Consider the following 16942-nt stretch of genomic DNA (forward strand, 5'->3'; position numbering starts at 1 on the left):
CAAAAAAGCTGTCGGGTTATGCCCTGATAAGGATGAGATGACAATTCCTGAGCAATAGCTCGCATGTCAGGAGTATTAGCGTCTCCATACAAGCAAAAGATTGCTCCAGACGAATATCCAGTTCTTGTAGCAATTCTCTCCGAAGCAAAGGATTAAAACGCAGCTCCATGTGATCATCTCCTTGCTTGCTGGCATCTCCGCATGGATCTTCACATCATTCATGTAAATGAGCTGTACATGTCCTCCATGCTCACGCTCTGAACGAAATCCATCCACGGACCAGGCGGCTGAATAGTCGATGTTCAGCGCTAGCTCTAAATAAGGCGTAACGAACCTTCTTGTAATCTGGACTGGATCATGAAATAGCATTTTACTGTGCGAAAGCTCGAAGCCTTTACGTAAAAAATGTGTACGATGCACACCGCTTCCCCACTATTCGGGTATATGATAAATATGTTCATGTTTCAATGCCGATTGAGTGAGATCATTTTCATCGTTTATAAGGTTTGAATCGGCTATATGGTTATATGGTTATAGTAATCATTAAATGTAGACGGAGAATTATGTATCTTCATCTTGTTATCGCTTCCTCCCTTATCTGGATTCGTAGTGCATACGAGTTCCATTCATGATTACAATTATAATGATTATCATTCTCATCCTCATCCAAAAGATAATAACATCCATTCGCTACTAAGTTAACATAATATTTATTGCGAGATTAATTTTCTATTCTGTAGTTTTAACATATCAATATCTAATCTCTGTTGTTTACTTTATCCAATTTTCAAAATATGGATGCTTGAACATAACTTATGGATACAGAAATAAAAAACCTTTAAGACTGCTTATAAGTAGTCTTAAAGGTTTAAATGTGAGGAATGATAACGCTTTATAAAGTTGGCGATTTAAATCATATCCAGCGCTGTTTTCAGCACGTTCGCTCCATTCATCATTCCATAATCCATCATATTGATTACAGTGACTGGAATCTCGTTGCCCACTTCTTTCTTCACGTCATCTTCCGCGTGTCCCATTTGGGGGCCCAGCATAACAATATTGACCGGCATATGCTCTCTTATGCTACTCTCACTACAAGCTTCGATTACAATTTCCACATTTTGTGAACGAGCCGCCTCCTTCATTCTCTCCACCAGCATACTTGTAGAAAATCCTCCTGCGCAAGCCAGCAATATCTTTTTCATTTATCAGGCGTTTGCTTCCTTCGAGGACAGGGCTCGAAACGTAGCTCTTAGCTCGGGACGGACTGTGATAGCTAAGTAATACCAAGTTTCTACAGTCAAGTATTTCCATTTCCGAAAAAGTCTATCGTAGCAAAATTGCGAAAAAATCTACCTCGACAGACAACATAAATTTTTTCATTATTTTTGAACTCCTTAAACTGTTCATGCAGAAATCTCCCTTCGCCCTGGGTATATGAATTGTTATGTATTGGACTTACATAGTGCTTACTTGCTGAATATCCCCAGTACCCTCAAGGTTTAATGGCTCCTCTGCCCATCGTCCATTCTCACAAGATCAAGAAGTGTTGCATTTTTGCCAACGCATAATAACTTCCCCAGACTTTCCCTCGGCTCCCCTTGATTCTTCTTATTGAAACAAGGCATCGTTCCTTTTATATCCTGTGTTCCAAGGCTCTATTATGCTCAGGCCCCTTGCCATAAACAATTTTTCTTCCTTATTTGCATGCTTTTCTAACCTTTCACCCCTCATCATATTCGCAATTTTGCTACACTTCCTCACCTCTATCCCGAGTCGTTGGCCCCCGGTTGACGAGAAAAAAAACACGCATTATGATTCAAGTGAAAATATTCACAATTCATTCCGGAGTGAAAGTGAATGTTTTCACACAATAAACAGAATATCCGCTTTTCTATTTTTCTACTTATTCCGTGATGACGGCAATTAGCTTGCACATGACACTCGGCAGCTTGCCCGCACGTAATGTGAACTTCTAATCTATGTACTTATATCCATATGATTTCAATCCATTTTATTGAAGGAGTGAGCACTCTATGTCCAAAATCATTTCAGCGAGTGAAGCAGCAGCACTTATCCCGGATGGAGTCACCATTGCCGCAAGCGGCTTTGGGCTCTCCTGTTGGGCCGAGGAGATGGGTATCGCCATCGAAGAACGATTCTTGGAATCTGGTCATCCTCGCAACCTAACAGTTGTTCATGCCAGTGCGGTTGGCGACCGCCGGACCAAGGGAATGAGCCATCTAGGCCATGAAGGTCTGATCAAACGCTGGATCGGCGGGATCGCCCTTGCTTCGCCTGCTATGGCTAAATTAATTGAAGACAATAAATGTGAAGCCTACAATTTGCCGCAAGGCGTAATCACACAGCTGTTCCGTGAAATTGCTGCCAAGCGCCCAGGTGTCATTACCAAGATAGGCATGGAGACCTTCGTCGACCCTCGTGTGGAAGGCGGCAAAATGTCAGCCTGCACAACGGAGGAGATCGTCAAGCTGATTGAACTGGAAGGCGAAGAATGGCTGTTCTATAAGAGCTTCCCGATTCAGGTCGCATTGATCCGCGGTACCATAGCTGACGAGAACGGGAATTTGACGCTGGAAAAGGAAGGCCTGCATATGGAGGTTCTACAGATTGCTCAGGCAGTGCGCAATTCTGGCGGTATCGTAATTGCTCAGGTAGAGACTGTGGCCAAGAACGGGACCCTGCATCCGAAGGATGTTAGAGTGCCAGGCATTCTGATCGATCATCTAATTATCTCCGAACCGAAAAATCATTTCCAGACTGAAAACACACAATACAGCCCTGCCTTCGCAGGACATGTGAAGGTACCGATGGACGCCATGGAAGTGATTCCGCTCGACGAGCGTAAAATTATCTCCCGTCGTTCCGCAGCTGAGCTAGTACCAAATACCGTTCTGAATCTTGGCGTGGGTATTCCGGTATGTGTGGCTACGGTTGCGGCAGAGGAAGGCGTCAGCGACCAATTGATTCTGACAACCGAAGCAGGCTCAGTCGGCGGCGTACCAGCAGGCATCAAGGATTTTGGGCATGCGTACAACTCTGAGGCCATCGTAGATCATGTGTCCCAGTTCGACTTTTACGACGGTGGTGGTATTGATCTATCCGTGCTAGGGCTGGCTCAGACCGACGAATCCGGGAATGTGAATGTCAGCAAGTTCGGTACCCGTGTTACGGGCTGTGGCGGCTTTATCAACATTTCCCAATCAGCCAAAAAGCTCGTCTTTGCCGGAACTTTCACAGCAGGAGGCCTGCAAATTGCTGTTGAGGACGGCAAGCTTCGGATTGTACAGGAGGGTAAAACTAAGAAATTCCTGAAGGAGGTCCAGCAAATTACCTTCAGTGGCTCTTATGCGACCAAGGTCAAGCAGCGGGTCGTCTATGTGACGGAACGTGCGGTATTCCAGCTGCAAGATGGAAAAATGACACTGACAGAGATCGCGCCTGGCATTGATTTGCAGACCCAGATTCTCGATCAGATGGACTTCATGCCTGTCATCTCACCAGAACTGAAGGAAATGGACGCCGGCATGTTCTGTGAACATTGGGGTAAGCTGCATGACGTGATTACGATCAAGGGTAGCGAGCAAGCGAAGCATGAGGATGTCGCTTTGACTACTGTATAGTACAGCTCAGGAGATACCGGTAGCTGTCAAACGGACTACCAGACACGAATTATGGAATTGCGGAGTAATGCTTCATCCCACGCGCACTGATCCTGCATCAGAAAGGACCAACACGAAATGGAAAATGTACAACTGAATCGCTGGCGCATTCTAATCGCCGCGACCCTGATCAATATTTGCGTCGGCTCTATTTACGCCTTCAGCATTTTTGCACTGCCACTGAGTAAAATGCTTGCAGTGAGCATGCCTGAAATTATGATGGCCTTTACGATTAACGGCGCAATTGCACCGATTCCGGCGATTCTTGGCGGAAAGCTCGTAGACCGGGGAGGTGCCAGAATTGCCATCTTCATTGGCGGTACCATGTTTGGACTTGGCTTCATCTTGACTGGCCTTGCGACTGCACCTTGGATGCTATATCTGACGTATGGCATCATTTCTGGTCTTGGACAAGGTGTCGTCTATGCGGCAACAATCGGTAACACCATCAAGTTCTTCCCAGACAAACGCGGACTCGCGGCTGGAATCGTGACCGCAGGTTATGGCGGTGGAACAGTAATCATTGCCCCACTTGCAAACGCGATGATTACCCACTCAGGAGTTCAGACCACAATGATGATCCTTGGCACCTCCTTTCTGATCGTCATTTTGGCAGGTGGGCTATTTACTCAAGCTTGTCCGGCAGGATATATCCCTGCTGGTTGGACACCACCGCAGACGTCAGGTTTACGTCCGGTTGCCGTGAACTTGAACTGGCGGCAGATGATCAAGCAACCCCTGTTCTACGTCATTGCTTGCCTGTTCCTGATCGGCGCTTTATCTGGCATGATGGTTACATCCAATGCTTCCGTCATTGGCCAGACGATGTTCGGTCTATCGGCCAGTATAGCAGCCTTGTTCGTGAGTCTTTATTCGCTTAGCAACTGTCTGGGACGCATTTTCTGGGGAGCCATATCAGACAAGATTGGCCATCTGCGTTGTCTGATGATGATCTATCTGGTCATTGCCACCATGATGCTGACACTTGCATTATCCGGCTCCATAGTTGGATTTGCTATTGCCATTATTGGCATCGGCCTGTGCTTTGGTGGTACGATGGGCGTCTTCCCTTCAATCGTCGGACAGAAATTTGGCATGAAATACTATGGTGTCAACTACGGAATAACCTTTATCGGCTATTCCGGTGCCGCATTCTTTGGACCGCGAATTGCGAACTCGGTAGCTACCGCCAATAACGGCATATTCACCAACGCCTTTTACATTGCGCTCGTTATTGCCTTGGTCGGGTTCGCGCTGACATTCCTGTATAAGGCCTTGGAAAATGGTAAGAACCCTGCACCAGCTGCTGTTGAAACCGTTTGATCAATCCGTTGCTATATTAGCAAATCACTATTTTTAGTATTAAGTATAGTACAACCTATAAATTTATATTGGAGGAATTAACCATGAATATTACAGAACTGCTCGGTATCCAGTACCCTATTTTCCAAGGTGCTATGGCCCAAATTGCCCGTGAACCACTCGTAAGTGCTGTATCCAATGCTGGCGGGCTGGGCATTATTGGCTCTGGCGGCATGTCGGCTGAGGTACTTCGTGAAGAAATTCGCAAGGTTCGCGCAGCCACCAACAAGCCGTTTGCCGTAAATCTGATGCTGATGATGCATAATATTCCCGAATTGATCGAGGTTATCGTCGAGGAAAAAGTCAACATTGTTACGACGGGCGCGGGCACACCAGCTCCGTATATGCCAATCTTCAAGGAGCATGGCATTAAGGTGATCGCCGTCATCCCTTCCGTCAAGATTGCCAAAAAAATGGAGGCTATCGGCGTACATGCCCTCGTGGCCGAAGGTACAGAAGCAGGCGGCCATGTCGGTGAAACAACCACCATGGCACTCGTTCCACAGGTTGTTAGCAACGTATCCATCCCTGTCGTTGCCGCAGGCGGCATTGCCGATGGACGCGGAATTGCAGCAGCCTTTGCACTCGGCGCACAGGGAGTTCAGGTCGGAACGCGCTTCCTCACCACCGTCGAATGCCCGACGCATGACAATTTCAAGCAAGCCGTCATTGACGCCGACGATACCAGCACTACGGTTACTGGACGCAGCATCGGTGGACCCGTCCGCAGCATCAAGAACAGCATGATCGCCGAATACCTCAAGCTGGAGCAAGAGCATGCCTCCCGTGACGAATTGGAGAAGATCAGCCTTGGCTCCCTGCGCAAAGCCGTCTTCGAAGGTGATACAGATCGCGGTTCGGTCATGGCAGGACAAATATGCGGCCTGTGCGACGAAATTACGACAGTTGAGCAGATGATTACGACAATGTTCAGCGAAGCGCAGGCACTGCTAAATCGTCTTGGACAGACACAGATTACCGGTGAGCAGATAGCATCAGTATAATATAACTTGTAAACAAAGAAAAAAACGGACCATATCCATATTTAATAGGAAACGGTCCGTTTTTTGATTAGATTTGCGTGCTAATTTTTATCTGGGTAACCTCTGTTGTTCGTAGCGTAAAGCAGATATAATAAAAATGAAACAATCACTTCAGCATAGCCTCGATAATCCAAAAGTGAGTTGATCGATCATGACCCGACGTATAGATAAACGTTCCACCGATGAGAGCGATCAGTCCCCTGCCCCTCTGTTTGTCACGGATTCCAAAGGTAATATTTTAATCTCCAATGAATTCACTGCCTTGACTATCGGCATTCCGTTGGAGGAGCTGTTGCGCTACAATGTACAGGACCTGGTGAAAGCCGGCTACTACAAGGAATCAATAACAATGAAAGCAATACAGTCCAAACAAAAGGTAACTCAGTATATCAACACTGTACGTGGCTTTAAGCTCAAGTCCACTGCTCTTCCAATACTTGATAGTACAGATGAGGTGCAGCTCGTTGTTACCAGTACTAACAACTATAAAGGTGGATTATCCATCATAGCTGCCCCTACGCTGCCACATGCGTATGAGAACAGCAAACGTTCAGTCACTTCAGCCTCTGTACTTAAGAATAACGGGATCATTGCTGAGAGCCTGGCGATGAAGCAAATTATTCAGGTGTGTGACCAGATCGCTTCTTACGATAGCAAAGTACTGATTTTGGGCGAATCAGGGACAGGCAAATCAGTAATTGCCAAATACATTCACCGCCAGAGCGCGAAGTGGAACGGACCTTTCATTCCAATTAATAGTGCCGCTATTCCAGCCGCATTATTCGAATATGAGCTGTTCGGATATGTTCAGGGGGCTATGCCCGGCTTAATGGACGAGAAGCAAGGCTTGTTTGAGGTGGCCAGAGGAGGCGTTTTGTTCTTTGATGAGGTCGCCGAGCTTCCACTGGAAATACAGGCCAAACTGCTTGATGTGCTTGAGCGTGGTGAATTCCGGCGTGTGGGGAGCACCGAAGCCATTCTCATTCAATGCCGGATGATATTTGCTACCAATCGTGATCTATGGAGTATGGTGAAAAAAGGATTGTTTCGCGAGGACTTGTACTATCGAATCAATGTCATTCCGATCCATATCCCGCCGCTACGTAGTCGCAGACTGGATCTCGTCGGACTGATTTCCAGCTTTATTGCTCATTTCAATAAGGTATATGATAAAAAGTATGTATTGCCAGCGGACGAATTTCAAAGAATGCTAGCCGAGCCATGGCATGGGAATGCGCGTGAGCTTCGTAATTACATCGAACGATTGATCGTAACTGATCAGACCGTGCTGCGCCAGCAGCAGCCGGTCGAACAAGTTACAGACTGGTTCACATTGGACCATTTCATTCAGGCCAATCGCAGTCAACTGAGCGGGCTGAAGGAATATACGGCGTTAACCGAGGGACGATACATTCAGCAGATGCTGCAGGTCTGTGGTGGCAATAGTGCCGAAGCAGCCAGACAGCTAGGAATTGATCGCTCCGCTGTTTATCGTAAGCTGAAGAAGATGGAGGACATTCTTGCAAAGCTGAAGGTTTAACTACGAAGTACAGAGCACACAGGGCCTATCCTTCCCATTTTCATAGAAGTCACCTATACTAGTGGCTTTCATACAAAAAAGCGTGTCTCAGGTTAAAGGCACTCTTTTTTGTAACGGTTTATTTTTCTCAATTATGCACCCGTCAAAATAAAATGAATGTCATACTTCAAGATCATGTGTTTGCTTGTAGTTATATATAGCGCCTAGCAAATTGGCTTCATTGCCTAATTTACTTTGCTCAATATCTGCACGCACAAAATTTAAGATCGAATCTAGATATAGCTTCTCTAGCTCTTCTTTAATGGTAACAACGAGTAAAGGATTCGCAGATATGCCTCCCCCAATTACAAACTTTTCAAGGTCAAGAATTGTTTGTAAATTAATAATCTGAGTTGCAATGTTTCTACAGTATTCTTGAAAAATCGTTGCTGCTCCCTCTGTAATTCTAAGCAAAAAACACCTGCTCTTCGGCAGATGTTCCTCGCCTTTCGTATTTCTTGAGACTATCCGATCCATTTGTCCGTTCTAATCGTTCAACCCTTTGCCCTCCAGAACGGGCTGTGTGTATTTTTCAACCCTTGAAACGCGCGTTTTGAACTGCTTCGGTTCTGAAAAATACAGCAGATACGCTCTCTGGCGTCCGAGCGTCAACGCTTCAAACGCCGTTTTTAGGACCGGTCGCTCCTCGAATTTAAGCCGCAGTTCTTCGGGAACCGTATACTCGGCATGTTTTTCAGTTCCACTGCAAGACCAACTTCCTCCATCCAAACAGCGCCTCCTCCTAAACACTGTTGGACAAATAGCCGCGCTCAGGGTCAAAGATCATCTTTTGAACGGGTTCTATCCGCTCGTCTATAATTTCTATACGGTGATCTTCCATATTCAATTTAACAATACCGGGATAATTTAATGTAATGAAATAATGCGAGCCGTTGCATTCAATAATTTTCGAAAACTTGCTCTGATCGTTATATTTATGCCCTTTGTCACTGGCAGTTTTATAAAGTTTACGGCCGCTTTGATAGATATGGTGGTACACTCTCCAATCCAGCGCTTAGTTTATCGTCAAGCATGAACGTGCGAGCAGCGGAGAGATTGTTGTTCCTTTTCATAATTGATATATCTACAACTCAGTGCATGTAGCGCGTTTATTGCTGCTCGGCAAATCTCCACCAGGCAAATGTTCCGACTATTCCGGCTATTCCCGTAGACGCAAGAATGGTTATACTACTCAACTTTAAAAACCCGGTGCTTTGAAATACCGACGGGATGGTCCACGGAAAATAGGGGGCGAATCCAAAAGAGGCCAAAACATTTGAGAGAATGACGATTATCAGGATGAGTCCTAATGGTGCCAAGTATCCCTTGCTCACATTGGCCAGAAGAGTGCCTGGTGTGGTAACAATAATAAACAATAGCGATGTTATAATGAATTTAAAGAAGATATTCCAAATAAAAGAAGCTGACCCGCCCACAACTCCTAGAATACCCCCCACGGCAAAACCTATGGCAAACATATACATGGAAAGTAATAGGCTCCATGCTAAAATTACAAGAAATTTGGACAGTACAATTTTCGATCTGGAAACGGGCTTTGCAAGTAAATCTTTAATTGTTTTATCCGAAAACTCTCGTCCAAATACCCATGCCGCGATAAAGGTGTACCCGATAAGTCCCAGCGGGGCAAGACTATCAAGCAATTCGGTTAAATACATTTTCCAATTGATGCCGCCGGCGTCACTGGATAAAATAATTCCGACACCCATCATGATTGGCCCAAATGCAAAAATAAGAAATACCAACCAAAACACATTGGCGCGGATAATCTTGCGAATCTCACAATGTAAGACAGAAAAAATATTCATTATATATTCCCCCTTATATATTCCCCCTTGTCATACCAATTGTGCGGAGAAAATATCCTTCCAAATCCTCCGTAATCACTCGAAGCAATGTTGGCGGTTGATTGGATTTAACCAGCAGTTCGGCCAGTCGTTCAGGACTATCCGCTGCGTGGTCATCGGTTAGTTTAATATAGCCGTCTATTGTCTCCTCAAATTCATATCCATGCTCTTCAAGCACCTCCTTTAAGGCATGTTTGTCGCGGCCATTCACCACTAAGTTTTTCTGTAACGATTGCTCCAGCTTATCCATTGCGACTTCTTTAACAAGATGGCCATTGTGAATAATCCCAATGCGTGTGGAAACTTTCGAGAGCTCCTCTAACAGATGGCTGGATATAAAAACAGTTACGCCGAAATTTTTCGCTAGGCCATATAACATATTCCGTATCTCCGCCACGCCTGCGGGATCGAGGCCATTTATCGGCTCATCCAATATTAGAATTTCCGGATTGTGAATCATTGCTTTCGCAAGTCCCAGGCGCTGTTTGTTTCCTAAAGAAAGATTCTTTGCCTTTTTCTGTTTGTGCGGCTCAAGCCCCAACTTATAGATAACCCGATTTACGGAATCTTTGTCAGGCACCCCTTGCATGCGTCGTGCTATGTCAAGATTTTCAACTACAGTTAAATCGGGATAAAAAGTAGCCTCCTCCAAATATCCAACCTTGTCCCATAATTTATAGTTTCCGGCATCGACCTTTTCACCTAACATATAGAGCTTGCCGGAGGTTGGCTTGAGCATCGCCAAGAGCATCTTTATGGTCGTTGTCTTTCCAGCGCCATTCAGTCCCAAAAATCCAAATATCTCTCCTCGGCTCACCTCCAGCGAAAGATTGTTCAATGCGATATAGTCGTCAAATTTTTTGTGCACTCCCTCAATTTGTATGGCGGGCGTTCCTCCATTTTTTTCCTTTGATAAAATACTCATAGCCTTCAACTCCTCCATAAAGAGAGAGCTTATTCAGGATTCTAAGTACGACACTCCTGAACAAGCTCAATCAGAAATTTTTCAATAAATCTACTTTATGATGTCCTGGCAATCGCTTAAGCGAGGCGAGGCTGGCCCAAGCCCAATTGAGCAGAGCCAATTCAGCACTACCTCATGCAGCACGTTGATGTTGTCTACCTGACAGTGTTCTAATCCGCCAAGTCGTCTATCCTCTATCGGGTAGAACGTCTTGTTTTTCGAACCCGCTTGCTCGTAATTCTTCAAGGCTTGTGTCAGCGGATTTGGCTGAACCAATATCTCTTCCGCTCCGTGCATTACAAGAAGCGGACATTCTATCTGGTGGAGCACGCCCTCAAGATCATAGGCAAAACGCGGATTCCCCGCAAAATCCTCCAAGCTTTTTGCCCCCAGAATTCTCATGCCGTGTGCGGCCAGACTCGGCGGCATCCATTTAAGCATGGCATCCCAGTCGAAGGCGTGCGTACCGCCGTCGGAGATGACGGCAGCAATCCTGTGATCGAACGAAGCGAATCGCAGCGAGTCGTAAGCCGCAAAACTCTCCCCGTGCACGATAATCTTATCGGGATCGACTTCCGGCCGCGTTAGAAGAAAGTCGATTGCTCGGGAATGGAAAGCCTCACTGTCCGCTCGTCTTCCTTTTCCCTTTTCGTACAGCGAGAGGCCGGTGCCAGGCTGGTCATAGACCAGAAAGTTATATCCACACGAAATAAAAGCGGGACCTAGCCAGAAATAGTTTTCAATTGACCACTCGTCGCCACCGTTGAGAGCAAAAAGGGTCGGCTTCGGACCTTTTATCCAGGAAGGGGAGAAGAAGTAACCATCCAACTTGACATCTTCGTAATCGACTTGGATCTTCTCCGGTTGGACATCGAAGTACTTTCCGGCAGCTTCGAAGAGTTCATTTACTTTCTTAAATATACGGATTTTCTCGGTGTCATCATCCATCACAACATATTCCGCAATTCTGTAGTAATTGCAGGCACGAATGTAGCAGTTTCGTGCTGTATACCAGTTTCCAGCCGTTTCGGCCTCCTTGCCGTGTCTTTCCAATGCCTGAGCCGTTATGAGCCATTCCCTGTGCCACGTGTCCTTGTCATCGGGGTCGATTTTTTTGCAGGCCTCGTAGATCTCGGTGACGTCCGTAGCACCGAGGCTTGCCATACCTAAAGCTTTGGTGACTTGGTATGACATCATGTAGTTATTGGGCCAACGGCTGAACTCAATTGACATTGCAACATCCTCCTTTTCCAGTTCTAGTGATTGTAGTTTTTTTACTACAAGTAATTTTTACAACACAAAGATAAAGCTTCTTTAAAAGAAAAATAAATGTTTATAAAGAGAATATAAAAAACTATAAACCGCTGAAAAAACAAAAAAGGCTGCTGCCTGGGTGTTCACACCTGGCAGCAGCCTTTAACTCCTGTAGTAAAAGAAAATGTGCAAAAATAAAATCAGTGTTGTGCGGCCAAGGGAAGGCTGAATCTTATCCCCAAACCGCCATATTCGGAAGGGTAGGCGCAAATTTCGCCCCTATGATGTTCAATAATGGATTTACAGCTTGCAAGACCCAGACCCAGCCCGCCCTTTTGGATTTGACGCGATTTATCCACAGTGAAAAATTTGAGGAACAGAGAAGATATATCCTTATCCGGCACTCCAATTCCATTATCCTCGATTTGAAAAAAGGCATACTGTCCTAGCGGGTATCCGGTCATATACACTTTCAGTTTATTTTTCCCTCCATATCTTACAGCATTGCTAAAGAGGTTGCCGAAAACCCGACGTATCATCGGTTCATTGACCATCAGCAATATATTTTCCGTGAATGAATGGCGGCAAGTAAGCTCGTTGTCAAGTCCCGCCAACTCATACTCATATTCAAGGGCAATGTTTTCAAATAATTTTGATGCTTTTACAGGTTTAGCTACCATAGATTCCAACTCCAGTTTTTCTTTGGTGAAACTGGAGAAATCATTGATGAGTTCGACCATATATCCTGACTTCCTTTGAATCAAATCATAATATTCCTGCTTTTCAGTTTCTGGTAAATCCTTGTGTGTAGCCAGCAGTTCAGTAAAACCATTAATAGATGTCAAGGGTGTTTTCAAGTCGTGGGCAATTGCCGCGATCATATCGATCTGCTCTTTGTGCGCGAGTTGAAGCCGATGCTCCATCTTATTGAAGTGCTTATAAAGTTCTCCGATCTCATCATTACTTCTCAGAGCTAGCGGAGGCAGTGGATGTACAATATTTACTTCTTCAAGCCTGGTATTCAGAAGCTGAATGGGTTTCTCTATGCAAAAATGAATATAGATAATCAGAATAATAAATATGAAACAGGCAATTGCAAATATGGGCAGGAGCAATGCTATATATCGCGAGTCCAGCAATGAACTGCGTATAGGGGAATATACTGCAAAGACAAGCTTCAGATACATTCCAATCGAAAACATGAATATTATAAACATCAGCAGGAACAAAAGAGGAAGCTTTATTTTCAGTTTCATACTATTGCTCTCTTTCCGTGTATTTATATCCTATGCCCCATATTGTTTTAATAAAGTCATATTCAGAACCAAGTTTCTTACGGATATTTTTTATATGAACCGTTACGGTATTTATTTCTCCGTATTCGTCTCCCCAGACGTTTTCATATATCTGCTCACGAGTCAATACATGATTGGGGTGGCGCATGAGGATAGACAGAATCTGAAATTCCTTCGTTGATAAGTCGAGCTTCCTGCTATTCAGAAATGCTTCAAACGTCTTATCGTTCAAAATGAGCGGAGCATCCGCCTTTTCGTTACTGGGACTAAGTTCATCCCACTCTTTAAAAAGCCTGTCCACTTTTCTGAAGTGAGCCTTTATCCTGGAGACAAGCTCCTGAATACTGAAAGGTTTGGTCATGTAATCGTCTGCTCCTATTTCGAGCCCGACGATTTTATCAATGTCCTTATCACGCGCACTTAAAAACAGAATTGGGACATTATAAGAATTTCGGATACTTCTGCAGACATCAAGTCCATCCATATCAGGCATCACTATATCAAGAACGATGAAATCAATGTGATTTTCTTCCAATGCAGATAAGGCTTCTTTCCCGGAACATGCCGAAATTGTTGCAAATTGCTCGTACCTTAAACTCTTTGTGATGAGTTTTACGATTTCTTCATCGTCGTCTACAACTAATATCGTTTTTGGCATCTTTATACCTCCCAACCTCTTTAAATGGACTGCATTTATAACACAAGAGCCGCATGGACTCGAATTGACAAAAAAAGTCGCGCTCAAAGCGCCTCTCCAGTTCCGGATACGCTGGAATAAGAGCTTGAGCAACGCCTTGGGGAATTCTGGATTTAACAAGCTGGTATGCCCTTCAATAGCGGTCGAGTTATGGGCGTCAGTGTCAATTTAGAACAGATAAATATACGAACATTTATTCCTTTCGGATAAATAATATCAACAACCAGCGCAAAATCTTTCTTCTTATGCGGTGTTCATGAATTTCATGATTCAGGATTCTTTGGTACCGGCTATTGTAGGCTATTTTTAAACAATTGATGATCAGAATTACGCAAACGGATCTGATATAAATAATAATTCCTTAATCTTGTTGATGCAATTCTCCACTTCGTAAATAGAATCAAGGTATAAATATTGAATTGCATAGTCCGTAGAAGTACGTGCACCACCATGAACACAAAGCTTGATATTAACCTCTTCCAGCATTTTATTTACCAAGATTTTATTTCTCCTTGTTAATCTATCCAGAGTGTCTCTGTGCTCTGTATACACATACTCCACTAACGAGATCTCATTTTTGTGTTTACTTGTTACATACTCTCGTAGAGTCATGTCCCCCTGTCTCTTTAAAGCACCAATCAGCACAAAATCACTAGGGGAAATAAGCTTTGTTAATGCTCTTAATGAAATATCTTCGCTATCTTTAAATTTATTGAAGTTCTCTCTTTATCATAAGATCCGTCATCAAATGAACCTACTGAAGTTTGATAATAAGAAAATTCCCTATCACTATCCCCAATAATTACCTTTAAGCGATTCATAAACTTTTCTCCATAGATAGCGCTAGCAAAGATAACCATTTCTTGCAGTTTTTTCAGAAAAAGTTCTTCCCGCTCTTGTAAACTTTTTTGTAAAAGAAGATTCAGGATATATCTCAATCGATCTTCCATGAATGGTTCTAAACTATCCGAAACCAAAACACAGTAATCGTATGTTTTGCATTTTCTTACTCTCACATTAGATATTTGAACCGAAATATCTTCAGGATTATGATAAGTAAAATATTGTTTTCTATCGTGGCCGTTTACATTGGTCGTTCTTGATGTTAAAGAGTACTTGAACTCAATGGTTAAGGTTGGCTTCTTCGACATCGAGAAAGTATACCAAACCTGTTTTTTTATAAATGTATTCATCGAAATCCACTCTTTTTCTAGCATCTGTATAGTCTCTAGCCGAAGAAAATTTCATGAATTTGGACTTATCAAAGATCCAGAAATCTTGAATACTAACGGACTCAAATAAATTATGACGTTCTTCCCATTGGGCAATGGTAAGAGGGGCTATGCTGAAATTCAAAAGCCCATTTCATTCCCTCATACTCCCCATCTTGATGCTCAACATAAATATCTGCTATTTGCCTTGTAGTGGGGATATACACTTCAAATTCCACAAATGCATTAGGAAATTTACCTTTTAACCAATTGTACATTATCCTGAAAGTAACCTTCTATAAAAAATAAAAAAAGGGCTCAAATCTTTGGTAGAATGGTGTTTGTCGAGAACAAAATCACCCAAAGAGAGGAGCACCTTTTAGGTGAAGTCTACCACACCCATCCATAAAATCAAGACCTAATTTTCCCTAAACCAGTCCACTAACATCGGAGGAAGCAAGATCTTCCTCGATTATCTCGAAAAAATTAAACTGAGCCTTGTGCTCCAAACCTTAACCGGAGGCAAAGCTCACAATGCGCTGTTCCCAGTGCACCGCATTCTGCTATACCTCATCGTCGGCTGGATACTGGGCTGTGAGTGTCTGTTTCACTTTCGCCGATGGCAAAAGGACTCCCTCCTTCAGCGGTTTCTCGGTGGACGCTGTCCACACCACTCGCTTCTGTACAAGGAACTGGATCGGCTGGGAAAAACGAATCCTAATGTACGAATGGAACTCCGGCAAGTGAACCTCGAAGTGATCCGGCCTTGTCTGCCCTCCAAGCTCATTCTCGATTTGGATTCGACCGTGGAGACGGTCTACGGCAATCAGGCCCAAGCGGCGAAAGGCGTGAATGCCCATAAGACGGGGCGCAAAAGCTATCATCCCTTGCTCGCTTTTGAAGGACAGTCCCGCCTTTGCCTGAATGCCGTGCTACGGGCAGGAAACGTTCACTCGTCCACCGAGGCCGCCCCTTTTCTGAAAGAGACCTTTGACCTCTTAGGTCAGCACCCGGTCCAATACGCCCGGTTTGACAAGGGCTTTGGCGGCGAAGACTTCTATTCGCTCTGGAAAGGACGGCAGATCGGCTATGTGGGCAAAATGAAATGGACCAAACGTTTGGCGGCTGAAGTGGCCGCTTGTCGGTATTGGAAACGTTACGTGGACGAAGACTGGATCATTGAAGGCATCGCCCTTTGGTACCAAGCCACGTCTTGGAAGAAACCGCGGCGGGTCGCCGTCATCCGCAAGGCAAAGTCGTTCAGGACGACCAAGCTTGTCTCCTGCTGGATACCGATTGGGAGTATGAAGCGATCGTCACGAGCCTGGAGTGGGAATCCATCGATTTGTGGCGCTTTTACAACCAGCGGTGTTGTATGGAAAACTACATCCAGGAAGCCAAGTGCGGATTTGCCATCGATAAAATCGCCACGGGCTCTTTTGAAGCCAATGAAATTGACCTGCTCGTCAAATTACTGGCCTATAACCTGTACGAGCGATTCAAACAAGATTGCTGCGAACCGGTTCATAGGGGCTACACGATTGCAAGGTTTCGTCTGGAATTCTTCCGGAATCTACGTGCTGGTAAGCCGTTTTGGAATATTCCCCCTGTTAATACACCCTGATTCTTACAGGTTTTTTGAGCGGTGAGTCTCTGGCTTCTTTGATCTTACGGGCTTTCGAAATTCAGGATAATATATATTATGTTATTTTTATGATCACCATTGTATCGAATTAAAGAAGTCGACCTTGACTTCAACGCCTGTCCAATCGTATAGTATGGTTATATCTTCAATTAAGGGAGAGATTTTGATGTCGGTGAACGTTCTTAACTAAGCAATTGCATATTCAGGGAGTATCATCAGGCGCTTGTACCCTTCGGGGACAGGTTTGTTTGTTGCCGTGTTGTTACCCTGATATTAGTTAAGAACATGCGGATATCATAAATCGCCTTCGGGATTATCTTCATCCAGGCCCTATTCCGTGCTGT

At 44.5% G+C, this 16942-nt stretch carries 14 protein-coding genes and 2 pseudogenes; 5 read left to right on the top strand and 11 right to left on the bottom strand.

Annotated features, from left to right (window positions below; genetic code table 11):
- Positions 1 to 75: 75 nt before the first annotated feature.
- Together BM358_RS26845 and BM358_RS11645 are read right to left on the bottom strand one after the other, a co-directional pair.
- The gene (locus BM358_RS26845) at positions 76 to 420 is read right to left on the bottom strand and encodes a hypothetical protein (RefSeq protein ID WP_028541656.1); all 345 of its coding nucleotides are present in this window, start codon (positions 418 to 420) and stop codon (positions 76 to 78) included.
- 488 nt (positions 421 to 908) lie between these two features.
- Positions 909 to 1205 (bottom strand): PTS sugar transporter subunit IIB, encoded by a 297-nt coding sequence (locus BM358_RS11645; RefSeq protein WP_028541657.1) that lies wholly within the window; start codon positions 1203 to 1205, stop codon positions 909 to 911.
- Positions 1206 to 2036: 831 nt separating this feature from the next.
- Here BM358_RS11645 and BM358_RS11650 point away from each other — a divergent pair.
- The 4 genes from BM358_RS11650 (at position 2037) to BM358_RS11665 (ending at position 7628) form a co-directional block, all read left to right on the top strand.
- Complete coding sequence (locus BM358_RS11650) at positions 2037 to 3644, top strand: acyl CoA:acetate/3-ketoacid CoA transferase (RefSeq protein ID WP_023988899.1); 1608 nt, start codon at positions 2037 to 2039, stop codon at positions 3642 to 3644.
- Between the two features lie 117 nt (positions 3645 to 3761).
- Entirely contained in the window at positions 3762 to 5006 is a 1245-nt protein-coding gene (locus BM358_RS11655) for an L-lactate MFS transporter (protein WP_028541658.1), read from the top strand.
- An 83-nt stretch (positions 5007 to 5089) separates the two neighbouring features.
- Complete coding sequence (locus BM358_RS11660) at positions 5090 to 6049, top strand: DUF561 domain-containing protein (protein WP_023988901.1); 960 nt, start codon at positions 5090 to 5092, stop codon at positions 6047 to 6049.
- 190 nt (positions 6050 to 6239) lie between these two features.
- Positions 6240 to 7628 (top strand): sigma-54 interaction domain-containing protein, encoded by a 1389-nt coding sequence (locus tag BM358_RS11665; protein WP_028541659.1) that lies wholly within the window; start codon positions 6240 to 6242, stop codon positions 7626 to 7628.
- Between the two features lie 159 nt (positions 7629 to 7787).
- On the opposite strand, the gene BM358_RS11670 is transcribed toward BM358_RS11665, so the two are convergent.
- From BM358_RS11670 to BM358_RS11705, 9 genes and pseudogenes are all read right to left on the bottom strand, one after another.
- Positions 7788 to 8081, bottom strand: a complete 294-nt coding sequence (locus tag BM358_RS11670) for an ROK family protein (protein ID WP_231517193.1) — start codon at positions 8079 to 8081, stop codon at positions 7788 to 7790.
- A gap of 72 nt (positions 8082 to 8153) precedes the next feature.
- Positions 8154 to 8389 (bottom strand): annotated as a pseudogene (locus BM358_RS11675) (YdeI family protein); the annotation flags it as partial.
- Positions 8390 to 8776: 387 nt separating this feature from the next.
- Positions 8777 to 9493 carry an ABC transporter permease gene (locus BM358_RS11680; protein WP_028541662.1) on the bottom strand — a complete coding sequence of 239 codons (717 nt, stop codon included), beginning with the start codon at positions 9491 to 9493 and terminating at the stop codon, positions 8777 to 8779.
- Between the two features lie 13 nt (positions 9494 to 9506).
- Entirely contained in the window at positions 9507 to 10457 is a 951-nt protein-coding gene (locus tag BM358_RS11685; protein ID WP_028541663.1) for an ABC transporter ATP-binding protein, read from the bottom strand.
- Positions 10458 to 10547: 90 nt separating this feature from the next.
- Positions 10548 to 11729 carry an alpha/beta hydrolase family protein gene (locus tag BM358_RS11690; RefSeq protein ID WP_023988906.1) on the bottom strand — a complete coding sequence of 394 codons (1182 nt, stop codon included), beginning with the start codon at positions 11727 to 11729 and terminating at the stop codon, positions 10548 to 10550.
- A gap of 221 nt (positions 11730 to 11950) precedes the next feature.
- A complete protein-coding gene (locus BM358_RS27170; protein WP_028541664.1) occupies positions 11951 to 13006 on the bottom strand; it encodes a HAMP domain-containing sensor histidine kinase in 1056 nt (351 codons plus the stop codon).
- A gap of 1 nt (position 13007) precedes the next feature.
- Positions 13008 to 13703, bottom strand: a complete 696-nt coding sequence (locus tag BM358_RS11700) for a response regulator transcription factor (RefSeq protein ID WP_028541665.1) — start codon at positions 13701 to 13703, stop codon at positions 13008 to 13010.
- A gap of 366 nt (positions 13704 to 14069) precedes the next feature.
- Positions 14070 to 14240: a hypothetical protein gene (locus tag BM358_RS26445; RefSeq protein ID WP_023988909.1), complete on the bottom strand. Its 171-nt coding sequence runs from the start codon at positions 14238 to 14240 to the stop codon at positions 14070 to 14072.
- Positions 14241 to 14422: 182 nt separating this feature from the next.
- The gene (locus BM358_RS11705) at positions 14423 to 14959 is read right to left on the bottom strand and encodes a hypothetical protein (protein ID WP_028541666.1); all 537 of its coding nucleotides are present in this window, start codon (positions 14957 to 14959) and stop codon (positions 14423 to 14425) included.
- 377 nt (positions 14960 to 15336) lie between these two features.
- Between BM358_RS11705 and BM358_RS27175 the strand changes: the two are divergent.
- Positions 15337 to 16520, top strand: a pseudogene (locus tag BM358_RS27175) (IS1380 family transposase); the annotation flags it as partial.
- Positions 16521 to 16942 lie beyond the last annotated feature (422 nt).

This window comes from Paenibacillus sp. cl130, assembly GCF_900116035.1.
GTDB lineage: Bacteria > Bacillota > Bacilli > Paenibacillales > Paenibacillaceae > Paenibacillus > Paenibacillus polymyxa_B.